The following is a 12238-nucleotide window of genomic DNA, read 5'->3' on the forward strand; positions in this document are numbered from 1 at the left end:
TGTGACAGCAAAGTTTTCCCGACGTTCCCCTCATGGCATGGCCGGAACCCTCTAACGTAGCGAGCGATGACGGTGTCGCTCCGTCCGCGCCAGGACACCGTCATGACTCATCCCGCCAATGGGGGATACGGGAGAATGCACTGATGACTGGCGGTATCCGCCGTACCAACCCGGAGGGGGCAGCCGCGACCGGTTTACGCCCCAGGCACGCTGTGTCGGCCCCTGCCGACCGGCGCTCGGGCGAGCGGCCTGACGGACCGCGGCCGCGAACCCCCGAGTCGGACATCGACCTCGTCATGCGGATCCGGCGCGGTGAGCGGGATGCTTTCGACGCCGTCTACCAGCACTATGCCGACGACGTCTTCTCGATGTGCCTGCTCATCCTGGGGGAGGCCGAGGTCGCCCAGGCAGCTGCGGGCACGGCGTTCGCCCTGGTGGCCCGAACGCGGCTGGCCACCCTCGGCGATGCCACCCGGCTGCGCTCATGGTTACTGGAGCTGGCCCGCGGCAGCGCTTTGGCGTGGTCCGGCTCGCCCCAGGCCCGCCGTGGCCCGATACAGCACGCGGTGGCGCCCGAGGAGATGCTCGCGAAGGTTCGGATCACTCCGGCGCCCGCACGGCTGCGGGAAGGACTCGTCCGCACCTTCGACCGCGCCGCGACGGCTGCCGACGGCACCACCTCGTCGTCCCGAGCACAGGCACCGGTGCAAGCACAGGCACCGGTGCAAGCTCAGCCATCGGTGCCAGCTCAGCCATCGGTGCCGGACGTATCCGCGGGCACCGCGAGCAGTGGAGCGGGTGACCCCGACGACACGCCGACAGCCATTGTGTTCCCCGCCACCCGTCCCGGTGGAAGCTCCCCCAAGCCGAACGACCGGCGTGTCCGGCCCACGGTAACGGTCGCCGCGTCGCTACTCCTTGCCGTCGTGGGCATCGCCGCCGCGATCAACTGGCCCACCGCGGCTGAGGTCGGCGTCCCCTACGCCGATGTCGCGCTCGGCCCGGCGACGCCGGGACCAAGACCTCCCGCCACCGACCGGAACCAGACTGTAATGATCATTCCGACGGTCGCCGGTGAGTTCGCCAGGCGGCTGTCCGGCCAGCGGACCGAACCGACCGTGCCTGAGGTCGACGGCGCGAACCAGATGGTTCTGGTGGCCCAGCGATCCACCGCCGAGGCGATCAGGCCGCAGGCCGCACCCGAGCCAGGTCCACCCAATATGATCGGCTCGCTGTCACGAGCGACCGCGGCACCGGTGGCAGCGGCACCCACCACACCGGCAGAGCGCTCCGCGACAAACGCACCGCCTTCCGGCGCCGAACCGCCGTCAACGCCACCGGCGACGCCAACACAACCGACGATCCCCTCGGCCACTCCCGACGCGGCCACGTCGGCGACGACCGTGCCGACGTCGGGGACCACCGCCGCCGGCGCGGAGCAGCTCACGCAACCAGACTCCGTCGTCGGCCTTCAGCCGGTCTGACCAGAGCCTGTCGGCTACCGCACCTGGTAGAACAGGGTGGTCACATACTGATCGAAATCGTTCACGCGCAGCGTCAGCCGCAGCTGCCACGTCCCGGGCAGCGGCACCTGCATCGCCTGGGCGATCGCGTGGCCCGGCGCCACCTGGGTGAGCGACACCGGGAGCGGCCCGACCCCGGCGTCAGGCAGTGACAGCTGCGCCGACGCGTCCGCGAGCGGCGCGACCTTCCCCACGGGGTCGAAGGTGTAGATGTGCAGGGTCTGCGGCCCGTGCCTGGTCGGGCTGATGTCGACCTGGACGGTGAGCGGCCCGGCGAACACCGTGTCGGCGAACGGCGGCACATATGACGTCCGCGCCGGAATGGAGTTGACCAGTACGGCCGTCACCGCGAGCACCACCGCGGCCAATCCGGCCTCGAACATCACCCCACGACGCAACCCGGTGACCGCACGCTCGGTGACCGCAGGCTCGGTGACCGCAGACTTAGTGGCTTGGAGCCGCCCCTGGGCACCGGTCGATGACGACCCCGGCGGACGTGCGGCCGCGCCGGCACCCGTGTCCGAGCGGCTCGCAGCCAGGGCCGCGACGACCGGCCGGTAGTGGCGCACGACCCATCTGTGCGCGAGCCAGCCGATTCCGAGCATCAGCACGACGAACCACAGCTTCAGCAGCAGCAGACGGCCGTAGGCGGTGGCGGTCAGCGCCGCCAACCCACCCACCTCCCGCCAGGTCTGATAGACCCCCGTGAGGATGATGACGCCAACTGCCGCCATCGCCGTGCGTGACCAGCGCGGCAGCACCCTGGCGAGTTCCGCGGCGCGGGCAGCGGGCACCCGGGCGTCGGGCACGCCGGCGTCCGGTCGAGCATTTCGATCATCGTCTGGACCGCGCCTGGACGTTGTGCGCAGGAAGACCACCAGCGCTGCCAGGCCGCCCGTCCAGGCGGCCACTCCCAACACGTGCAGGGTCAGGTTCGTGGTCGCCAGCCACGCGTCGTCACCGACACCCGCGTGCCCGGACGCCGCCTGGGTCACGGCGACGACGAGCCCCAGACCACCCAGCTCCGCGACGGCCCGGCGGCCACTGAGCACGATCGCGCGCAGCAGCGGTACCGCGAGCAGCAGCGGTACCGCGAGCAGCAGCGCGAGGATGCGCAGCAGCACCAGATGTCCGAATCTGGTGTGCAACGTCGTTGACAATGGAGCCCATTGCGTGAGCGCGGACAGCCCCTGACCCGCACCGTAGGGACCCTGCACCAGCAACAGGCCGACAGCGCCGGCGAGCGTCACTCCCCATCCCGTCCACAGCAGCCGGCTCGGACCAGTCCGTTGCAGCCCGGCCGGCCAGAGTGCCAACAGGAAGAAGCCCGCACCGAGCAGGACGGACAGCCCGGCGAACGCCACGAAACGGATGACGCCGGCCAGCACGCTGACGCCGGCCGAACCGCTGTTGGTGGACACGGCCGCCGCGGCGGCGGCGTCCGGGGCCACCCCGACACCGAAGATGAATCCACCGGAGACCGGATGGCTGTCCGCGGAGATGACATGCCAACTGACGACATAGGTGCCGCGCTCGAGCCCGGCGGGTAGCCCGACCACGACCTGACTGCCGGCCTGCCCATGCCGAACGTCACCGGAATCCACCCGTTTGCCGGCCGCGGAGATGACCGTGATCGAACGCGGGTCCGTCGTCACCGACTCGCTGAAGCTGAGCGTGACCGCCGACGGCGGGGCCGCCAGGGTGGACCCACCGACCGGGTCGCTGCGGTCGAGCACGGCGTGCGCCGACGCCGGACCGGCCGTCGCGACGAGTACCGCGACCATGGCGACAAGCAGGAACCCGACCCGGCGGATGATGCGAACCTCTACCACCGCCCCAGTGTCCCTCGCGCGGTCCCGGATCCCGCTCGCTCCCCCTTCGCTCCCGTCCCGATCCGCCGGAGCGGCACCGTAGGCTTCGCGTCGATGAACGTGACCGATCAGAGCGCCCGGTTATGGCACGGGCCACCCCGCGCGCTCCTCGTTCTCGGTGCGCTGGCCTGCTGGCTGATCATCGGGGCCTCGCCCGCATCGGCGCACTCTGTCAGCGGCGGCGGATCCACCAACCTGCACACGACCCTGACGGGGATGAACCCCGCCGTGGACGGCGTCACCCTCGCTCCCGTGGAGAACGGCAGCAGGGTCAGGCTGACCGTCGGCGGCAACCACACGGTGATCGTCCGGGGATATTCCGGCGAATCGTACCTACGGATCGACCCAACCGGCGTCTGGCGCAACGCGCTGTCATCCGCCACCTACCTCAACGCCAGCCGGTACGGGTCGTCGAGCCTGCCGGCCGGCAGTGACGACACCGCGCCACCCCGCTGGGAGAAGATCGGCGACAGCGGTGCCACCGTCTGGCACGACCACCGAACCCACTGGATGGGGACGCAGGACCCGCCGGTCGTCCTGGCTGCGCCCAACCGCTTCCACGAGATCTACACCTGGATGATCCCGCTGACCGTGGACGGCCGGGCGGTCAGCGTAACCGGCGCCCTCGACTGGGTTCCGGGACCGTCCCCAGCCCCATGGGTCGTTCTCGCGATCGCGCTGGCCGCCGGGGTGGTGGCTCTCGGGCTGCTGCGACGCGCGGGTAGGGCACTGGCCGCGGCAGTGACGACCATCGTCGCGGCGGACGTCACCCACTCGGTACTGATCGCGTTCTCGCGGGCCGACAGCCGACTGTCGGGCTTCCTGCTCGGCAACACCGTGGAGATGGTCGCCTGGACCCTTGGGCTGGTCGCGGCCGTCCTGCTGGTCCGCGGGTCGACCACCGGGGTCTACCTTGCCGCGACGGCCGGCTTCGTCATCGCCATGGTCGGCGGCTTCGCTGACATCGGCCTGCTGTACCGGTCGGGTGCCCCGGTCGCGGGGTCCCTTGTCCTCGCCCGGACCCTCACCACGGTCACCATCGGCATCGGCGTCGGCCTACTCGGTGCGGTGACCGTGGTGACCCGACGCCATGGCTGGCGGGAACGGACCACGTCGGGCGAGGGCGGGCCGCAACCAGGGCCGGACGTCGGAACGGAGCCGCCGACGATGCGGCCTCGCCCCGATATGGCAGGCTGACCACCGTGAACGTACGCGCGGCAGCCGTTGCCGGCGTCGCTGGAAGGCCCGCCGTCGCCATGACGACCGCGGGACGCCTCGCGCGCGCGTCCACCTTTGCCGGGTCGTCGGTCTGCCTCGCCGTCGCGGCCCACACCGCGGCCGACGGCCACCGCCCATCCTCGATGCTGGTTGTCTGCGCATTCGGGTTGCTGACCCGCATCGCGTACGGACTCGCCGGGCGGGAACGGCGGTCCATCGCCGTGCTGGCCGGCATCGGGCTCACCCAGCTTGCGCTGCATGTCACGTTCGCGCTCACCTCGCACGGCGCCGGGATGGCGGGTGAAGCGGTCCTCGCCGACGGCATGACGATGGCTGTTGCCCATGTCAGCACGGCCGCCCTTGTCGCCGCCATGCTCGCCATGGCTGAGCGGGGGCTGTGGAACGCGGCCAGCCTGCGCGCCGCGGTCGCCGGCGCTCGTGCGCGCACACGGGCCGCCGCCGTACTACTACGCGCCGTCCGCTGGTTCGCAGCCACGCTCGTCATCCCGGTGTCCGGCCCGATGCTTGACGCCAGGCCCTCTGCGCGACGGCACGGTAGCGACCGGTCCGCGGGCTTCATGCCGCCGGTAGCCGTGGCCGGAGCCCTGTTCGTCCGCGCCGGCAGACGACGTGGACCACCGCTCGTCCGCTCGGCCAAAGCCGCCTGAACCGCCTGCGCTGCCTGAACCAACCCGGCCTTGAGCAAGACACGGGTTCCGCGGACACAGGTCTGGATGACCGAGGTTCGGGCCGGCTGCGGTCACGGTGACCGTCACTGTGGCCGCCATGGTGACCATCGGCAACCTGCCGAATACTCCTGCCACCGATTTCGCGTGCCCAGAGCACGTCTTTTGCGAGCAATCTCCTTCGAGACGATTCGAGATGATCAGCATGTCTCGCACAATCCGTGGCGCCGCCGTGCTCGGCGCCGCCCTCAGCGGCGTGATCGCTTTCGCGCTGCCGGCATCGGCCCACGTCACCGTCGCACCGCCGACGGCCGTCGCCGGTGCGTACACGACGCTGATGTTCCAGGTTCCAACCGAACGCGACGACGCGTCCACGACCAAGGTCGACGTCCAGTTCCCGAGCGACGCCCCGATCGCGTCGGTGTTGATCAAAAACTTCCCCGGCTGGACCTACGAGGTCAAGAAGGTCAAACTGGACAAGCCGATCACTACGGATGACGGCACCATCTCCGAGGGTGTCAGTGAGATCATCTGGACTGCCTCGTCCGGCGACACGGCCATCAAGTCGGGCGAGTTCGCACAGTTCGTCATCTCGGCCGGGCCGTTGCCGGACAAGCCCGGCGCGCTCGCGTTCAAGACCCTGCAGACCTACAGCGACGGCCAGGTCGTGCGATGGATCGACATCGCCCAGCCTGGACAAGCCGAGCCCGAGCACCCGGCGCCCACGCTGACCCTCACCGCCGCAAGTACCGACAGTACGGACGCGCACGGTGGCTCAGCGGCGACTACTACCGCGTCGAGCGGCACCGGGACGAGCGGCACCGGGCCGAGTAGCGCAACGGCGATGCAGGCCGCCTCCCAGAGCACCGACAGCTCGGACGGAACAGCTCGCGCTCTGGGTATCGCAGGCCTGGTCGTCGGGATCGCCGGGATCGGATTCGGCGCTTTCGCCCTGCGCTCCGGTCGCCGCCGAAGCACCACGCCCTAGCGCTGCGTCCCAGGGGGGCCAACGGGCGCGCGATCATGGTTCTGTTCGCCCGCCCGGAGGCTCCGGTCGTTCCATGATTCGGTCGTTCCATGATTCGGATGTGTCGGGATTTCACCGGACAAGGATGATCCGCTCCGACACATCCGGATTCCCCCTTGTTGTGATGCTCTATCGCGGACCACACTCGGACGGTGCCGGGGGCTCACAGCGCCAACAGACGCGGACTCGGTTCAGCCGAAGCCGAAGCCGATCACGGCCACGGCCACGGCCACGGTGGCGGCGGCGGACGCCCCGCGGCCGCCAGCCGCCGTAGCCGGATCGTCCTCGCCGTCCTGCTCGTACCGTTGTTCGCCGCAACAGCCGTCGGCGTGGGCGCGCTGTGGCCTGGTACCGGCCATCGGCCCATCCCGGACGTGTTCCGTGCTCCCGACGGCACGCCCATCACGCTGGTGAACGCGACGATCAAACGGGCGGAGCGCGGTCCGTGCGGCGGCGGAACCGTCAGCGAGGCGGCATCACCACCGGCATCACCACCGGCATCGGCATCGGCATCGGCCGGACAGCAGACGACGGCATCGGCGACCGCATGTCTGGAGCTGACGGTCCTGATCACCAGTGGCCCGGACGCCGGCCGGACCCGACCGCTGGAACAGTCCGTCGACCCGGCCGGTCCGACCTTCAGCGCCGGGGACAAGGTCCGGCTCGGCCGGAGCACATCGCCCGGCGGCGGCGTCGACTACTATCTCAGCGACTTCCAGCGCGGCCGACCGCTGGGCATCCTCGCGCTGGTGTTCGCCCTGGTGGTCGTGGCGGTCGCCCGTTGGCGCGGGCTCGCCGCGCTGGTCGGCATGGCCCTGACCTACCTGATGCTCGTGTTCTTCCTGCTGCCGGCGCTGCTCGACGGCCGGTCACCGGTGGCGGTGTCGCTGGTCAGCGCGGCGGCGGTGCTGTTCGTCCTGCTGTACCTCGCGCACGGCCCGTCCGCCCGCACCTCGTGCGCGCTGCTCGGCACGCTGGCGGGCCTCGGCCTCACCGGCGTGCTCGGATACCTGGCGATCCGGCTGACCACACTGACCGGGCTCGGCTCGGACGAGTCAGCCTCCTTGAAGGCGTTCGACGGCCGGCTGAGCCTGACCGGACTGATCCTCGCCGGCCTGGTGATCGGTTCCCTCGGCCTGCTCAACGACGTGACCGTCACCCAGGCGTCGGCGGTGTGGGAACTTGCCGACGCCTCGCCGCACGCGCCGCCGCCGGAGCTCTACCGGTCAGCCATGCGGATCGGACGGGACCACATCGCATCCTCCATCTATACGATCATGATGGCGTACGCAGGCGCGGCGCTGCCCTCGCTGCTGCTGTTCACCCTCGCGGACCGCTCCGCCCTTGACGTCGTCACCGGCGACCTGGTCGCCGCGGAGGTCGTGCGGACAGCGGTCGGTGCCATCGGCCTGGTCCTGTCGGTACCGATCACCACCGGCATCGCCGCGCTCGTGGCCGCCCGCCGCGCGCTCTAGGCATCCATTCCGGGCGCCCGCCTGGACAGTATGGCGCGTCGAAACGCCGGTTACCGCGGAAGAGGGCTAAATACCCCTATGGTGTGTTCGGGGTGGACGGGCCCCGGCGAGACCGGCAGACAGACGCGATCACGGCTGGGCCGCACAGGTACGCAGAGGCGGGTGGCGGGAGCACGGTGGAGCACCGTTGAGGATCAACCGATCGCGCTGCTGGGTTCGCGTCCCGTGAGCCCCGTTCTCGCTTCAGGCCGAGCTGGAAACTTCGTCCGTGCGCTATTGATCATAACGATCATCGCTCTGGTGTTCCGTGAGATGTTTCTGCTGTGGTTCTTCCACACCGCTGCCTGGACGAGCCGCCCGAAGGAGATCCACTGGTGCGGGTCATGGTACGAGCTGAGCAACGAACCGGACCGCACCCAGGCAGACGCTCGCAAACTCGCCGGCGGCGCCCTCACCCAGGTAGGCCGCCTGCCGGTCTGGCGGCCGATCGTTGCCTACCGACCCTCGCGCGACTGCCCGGAGCACATCTTCGGCAAGGTTGACCAAGACCGTTACACGACCTATCTGATCAGCGGGGGCTGACACCCAACCACGGAGCAACCCTGGCTGCCGCCCCACTGAACGTCGCCCCTCCGAGTGCGGTGTCACCGAACGCGGTGTCTGCGCCGGCGGACCCGGCCGCGTCCACTGCCCGGCCCTGCTGGAGCACGTGCACCCGCGCATGGATGGAGTTGCGTTGCTGCAGTGCGGCACGCACGGCCCGATGAAGGCCATCCTCAAGGTAGAGCCGGTCGTCCCACTCCACGACATGCGGGAACAGGTCCCCATAGAAGGTCGAGTCCTCGTCGAGGAGGACGTCAAGCGCGAGCACCCGCTTCGTTGTGATCAGTTGGTCCAGCCGGACCTGGCGCGGTGGGATAGCAGCCCATTCCCGCTGACTCAGGCCATGGTCAGGATACGGGCGGCCATCACCCACAGATCTAAAGATCAACTAACACCTCCTCGACGAAGGCACACCTTCGCGGAACACCTGACAGCCTAGAATCCTCCGCCGACCCAGCGGATCGCGACCACCCTCCACATCAGTTGTCTCTACATCGCTGTGGATCGACAGCGGAACCAAGAATCAACATTTTTCGCAACAAACCCAATCCAACAATACCTATCATGTGAACCAAGCAGTATTGATCGCAAAGTTCTTCCGCAACGCAGCCCGGCACGATGCCCCCCAGGCGATCACGGTTCGCCTCCCATGCACAATGCCAGACGATCTGTCAATGTGATCTTTTCGATGCTGCCGCCCGCTAAAACCGTTCACCACTTGTGGACAAAGTTAGGTTAACCTTACTTAAATGCAGCGAAAGTGACTCATACGGGCGGAGGGTGTTGTGGCGATGACGCAACAGAACGAGGAACCCCCGCACAACCGGGCCCGCACGGTGAGCGGCTCGTGCGTGCCGGTTCCCTGCGCCATGTTCCCGGCCCGGCGATGGATGTCATTGCGCGGCTTACCGGACCGGGTCACAGTGATCCGCACCCGACGATCATCGCGCCCGGACGGCGATGCCACGCCCGCGACTGGTCCCACGCTGGCCGCCGTCACACCAGCATGCCAGGTAGTCGAACTGGCGGGTGCGCAGATCACCTGCCTCGATCGCCACGGACTGAACATGTGGCGGGTCGGCCCGGACGGAGCCGAGGAGATCCGCTGTCCGCATAATCGGGATCGCGCACCGTTGTCGTACCCATGCGGGAGGTCCGGATGCTCCACAGGATGAGAACCCGCCTGGCCCTGGTCACCACTCTGCTCACCGCCACACTCGGCGTGATCGTACTGGTGGCCACCGGATGTTCCGGCGACTCGCAGAAAGCTGCACCCACCGGCGGCACGGGGGCTATCGCGGGAGCCGCGCCGGCCACCGGGGCGGCTTCGCCCGCCGGCAACCAGGGCACTGTGGACAGCGCCGTCGCCAGCAGGACGACCAGTTTCCGCGCTCCGGGCGGCGGCGCGGGAACCATCGACGTCGGCTTCGTCGGCCTGAAGGTGGACGGACGCCTGGCAACACTCACTGTTGTGTGGACACCGAGGTACGCCAGTCCCCCGCAGAACAAGGAGATTTCGGTGTTCGACATGTTCGCGGCGCACAGTCCGGCGATGACCCTCGTCGACAGCGTCAACCTGAAGCGCTACTTCGTCGTGCAGGACAGCCACAATCTCGAACTCGGCGCCAACGGTCCGAGGACGAAGACGGTCAACAACACCCCGGTAAGCGCCTCGTACACCTTCGCGGCACCACCGGTGGACGTACGGACCGTCGACGTCTACGCCGATGATCGCCTGCTGTTCGACGACGCCCCGGTCGGCCGGTGACGCCCGCCACCGGGCCGACGCGCGACGGCGGCACACCGAATCGGCGGGATCCGACCGCTACGGTCGCCGCACGGGTTGTCACACGGGTTGTCACACGGCTTACCATCCAGGTCACAGCGCTGGTCGCCGTGGGTACCACCGCCGTGGGTACCACCGCCGTGGTTGTCGTCTTGGCCACTGGAGCCACTTTCTCGGTCGGCACACCGGGCGCCTGGGCCGCGCCGGCGCCTCCCGCACCCGTGGAGACAGTGAGCGATCAGGCCATCGCCGAATCGGTCCTGCAGATCGACCTGGTGGATGCGGTCCGTCCGATCAATCTCGACAAGGCTGTCCTCGCGCTGCGGACCGAGCGCCATGACGGCTCCGGGGTGGCCGTGACCATCAGCTCGGATGTGTTGTTCGCCTTCGACTCCGCCGAGCTGACCGATGCGGCCCGCAGCCAGCTCACCGACATCGCCCCGCAGATCGGTAACGCCAAGGGGACGGTCGCAGTCAACGGCTATACCGACAGCACCGGCACGCCCGCGTACAACGTCATCCTGTCCCAACGACGGGCGAACGCGGTCGCGGACCTGCTGCGCCCGAAAGCCCCCGGCGATGTGCTGGTCACCGCTACCGGACAGGGCTCGGCCAACCCGGTGGCCCCGAACACCAACCCGGACGGCTCGGACAACAGCCCCGGCCGCGCCCAGAACCGCCGCGTGACCATCACCTACCGCACATCATGATCAATCATGCCGCCAGCCGCCAGCCGCCAGCCGCCAGCCGCCAGCCGCCGCGCACGGTCGCGATCCGCCGCCGGGACTCGACAGAAACGATCTTTCTAGGTTTGTAAGATCAACAGGGCTGTTTTCGGCACACAAACCTCGAAAGATCACCGATCTTCGGCAGGTCGCCGCAGCGGCGGGTCGTATCCACCCGAACAGGTGATGTCGCCAGCGCGATCACAGTCCGCTATGCGTTGCACACGCAATGGCCGTACCGTCTCGAAGCATGACCGAGGCAATGCGGGGGCTGTCGGGCGGCACATACAGCACACCGAACGCACCGGTGAAAACCGCCGGGGAACGACCAGCGAGCAAGGCCGCCGAGCGACTGATCGAAGTGGACGTCCGGAGCCGGCCGGCCGGAATACCCGGTGCATCCGGTGCATCCGGTGCATCCGGTGCATCCGAAAGACCGGAAACTCCCGAGACCGCAGGCCCGGCTGTGGTCTTCGACCGGGCCACTGTCGCCTATGACCGGACTCCGGTCCTGACCACCGTCCACGGAACCGTCGAGACCGGCCACGCCGTCGCCGTGATCGGCCCGAACGGTGCCGGAAAATCAACCTTGATCAAAGCTGTCCTCGGGCTGGCGCCGGTGACCGGCGGATCGGTCACCGTGTTCGGTCAACAACCGGCCCGGGCCCGCCGTCGGATCGCATACGTGCCGCAGACCGAGACCCTTGACGCCAAGGTTCGGGTAACCGTCACCCAGATCGTCCTGATGGGACGGTACCGGTGGATCGGATGGGTGCGGCGACCCACCTTCACCGACCGGGCGGCGGCCGCCCGGGCACTGGCGACAGTCGGACTCGCCGATCATGCCCGCGACTGTTTCGGGACGCTGTCGAGCGCCCAGCGCCAACGGGTGATGCTCGCCCGTGCCATCGCGCAGCAGCCACGCCTGCTGCTGCTTGACGAGCCGTTCACCGAGGTTGACGTGCTCTGCCAGGCCGCTCTGTTGTCCACGCTCGCAACCATGCGGGCAGGCGGCACCAGCGTCGTGATCTCGACCCGTGATCTGGCGCTCGCACATCTGACCTGCGATGACGTGTTCCTGCTCAACGACCCTCAGGTGACTTTCGGCCCCACCGCATCCACCCTGACCCACTACAGGCTCACGGCCGCATTCAGTGGCAGCGAGATGGCACCACTGCAAGAGGCAACGATTGCAGCCCAGTGACATCCACTACGACTTCGACCACTTCGACTTCAGTATGCAACAGGATGGTTTCGACCCGTAGTAGACACACCGGAGTCCGTCCGGATGCCGGTGAGCTCGGCCCGGTCCGCGCCAGGATGG

At 68.7% G+C, this 12238-nt stretch carries 11 protein-coding genes and 1 pseudogene; 9 read left to right on the forward strand and 3 right to left on the reverse strand.

From position 1 onward, the window contains the following. Window positions 1-143 precede the first annotated feature (143 nt). The gene (locus U9979_RS24425) at window positions 144-1484 is read left to right on the forward strand and encodes an RNA polymerase subunit sigma-24 (RefSeq protein ID WP_322781132.1); all 1341 of its coding nucleotides are present in this window, start codon (window positions 144-146) and stop codon (window positions 1482-1484) included. 14 nt (window positions 1485-1498) lie between these two features. Here the strand turns inward: U9979_RS24425 and U9979_RS24430 are convergent, their stop codons facing one another. Then, window positions 1499-3355 (reverse strand): copper resistance protein CopC, encoded by a 1857-nt coding sequence (locus U9979_RS24430; protein WP_322781133.1) that lies wholly within the window; start codon window positions 3353-3355, stop codon window positions 1499-1501. A gap of 93 nt (window positions 3356-3448) precedes the next feature. Here U9979_RS24430 and U9979_RS24435 point away from each other — a divergent pair, with 93 nt between their 5' ends. The 5 genes from U9979_RS24435 (at window position 3449) to U9979_RS24455 (ending at window position 8382) form a co-directional block, all read left to right on the forward strand. Further along, window positions 3449-4591 carry a hypothetical protein gene (locus tag U9979_RS24435; protein ID WP_322781134.1) on the forward strand — a complete coding sequence of 381 codons (1143 nt, stop codon included), beginning with the start codon at window positions 3449-3451 and terminating at the stop codon, window positions 4589-4591. Window positions 4592-4596: 5 nt separating this feature from the next. Continuing rightward, window positions 4597-5280, forward strand: coding sequence for a hypothetical protein (locus U9979_RS24440; RefSeq protein ID WP_322781135.1), 684 nt, complete (start codon window positions 4597-4599; stop codon window positions 5278-5280). Between the two features lie 223 nt (window positions 5281-5503). Continuing rightward, window positions 5504-6286: a YcnI family protein gene (locus U9979_RS24445; RefSeq protein WP_322781136.1), complete on the forward strand. Its 783-nt coding sequence runs from the start codon at window positions 5504-5506 to the stop codon at window positions 6284-6286. Between the two features lie 191 nt (window positions 6287-6477). Then, window positions 6478-7800: a YibE/F family protein gene (locus U9979_RS24450; protein WP_322781137.1), complete on the forward strand. Its 1323-nt coding sequence runs from the start codon at window positions 6478-6480 to the stop codon at window positions 7798-7800. 225 nt (window positions 7801-8025) lie between these two features. Beyond that, window positions 8026-8382, forward strand: a complete 357-nt coding sequence (locus U9979_RS24455; protein WP_322750542.1) for a hypothetical protein — start codon at window positions 8026-8028, stop codon at window positions 8380-8382. Between the two features lie 64 nt (window positions 8383-8446). Here U9979_RS24455 and U9979_RS24460 read toward each other — a convergent pair. Continuing rightward, a pseudogene (locus U9979_RS24460) lies at window positions 8447-8791 on the reverse strand (type II toxin-antitoxin system VapB family antitoxin); the annotation flags it as partial. 553 nt (window positions 8792-9344) lie between these two features. After that, window positions 9345-9518 carry a hypothetical protein gene (locus U9979_RS24465; RefSeq protein WP_322781138.1) on the reverse strand — a complete coding sequence of 58 codons (174 nt, stop codon included), beginning with the start codon at window positions 9516-9518 and terminating at the stop codon, window positions 9345-9347. Window positions 9519-9574: 56 nt separating this feature from the next. Between U9979_RS24465 and U9979_RS24470 the strand changes: the two genes are divergently transcribed. The 3 genes from U9979_RS24470 to U9979_RS24480 all read left to right on the forward strand — a co-directional run bounded on the left by U9979_RS24470 (window position 9575) and on the right by U9979_RS24480 (window position 12118). Beyond that, complete coding sequence (locus tag U9979_RS24470) at window positions 9575-10171, forward strand: hypothetical protein (RefSeq protein ID WP_322781139.1); 597 nt, start codon at window positions 9575-9577, stop codon at window positions 10169-10171. Continuing rightward, window positions 10168-10899: an OmpA family protein gene (locus tag U9979_RS24475; RefSeq protein WP_322781140.1), complete on the forward strand. Its 732-nt coding sequence runs from the start codon at window positions 10168-10170 to the stop codon at window positions 10897-10899. The genes U9979_RS24470 and U9979_RS24475 overlap by 4 nt, the downstream gene beginning before the upstream one ends. 277 nt (window positions 10900-11176) lie before the next feature. Then, a complete protein-coding gene (locus U9979_RS24480) occupies window positions 11177-12118 on the forward strand; it encodes a metal ABC transporter ATP-binding protein (protein WP_322781141.1) in 942 nt (313 codons plus the stop codon). Window positions 12119-12238: the final 120 nt, after the last annotated feature.

The sequence above is a fragment of the Protofrankia sp. Cas4 genome, assembly GCF_963555915.1.
In the GTDB taxonomy this organism is placed as follows: domain Bacteria; phylum Actinomycetota; class Actinomycetes; order Frankiales; family Frankiaceae; genus Protofrankia.

Coding starts and splice junctions, on each gene's coding strand:
- U9979_RS24425 (WP_322781132.1), top strand. CDS start 144: ATGACTGGCGGTATCCGCCGTACCAACCCGGAGGGGGCAGCCGCGACC.
- U9979_RS24435 (WP_322781134.1), top strand. CDS start 3,449: ATGAACGTGACCGATCAGAGCGCCCGGTTATGGCACGGGCCACCCCGC.
- U9979_RS24445 (WP_322781136.1), top strand. CDS start 5,504: ATGTCTCGCACAATCCGTGGCGCCGCCGTGCTCGGCGCCGCCCTCAGC.
- U9979_RS24465 (WP_322781138.1), bottom strand. CDS start 9,518: ATGCGGACAGCGGATCTCCTCGGCTCCGTCCGGGCCGACCCGCCACAT.
- U9979_RS24470 (WP_322781139.1), top strand. CDS start 9,575: ATGAGAACCCGCCTGGCCCTGGTCACCACTCTGCTCACCGCCACACTC.
- U9979_RS24480 (WP_322781141.1), top strand. CDS start 11,177: ATGCGGGGGCTGTCGGGCGGCACATACAGCACACCGAACGCACCGGTG.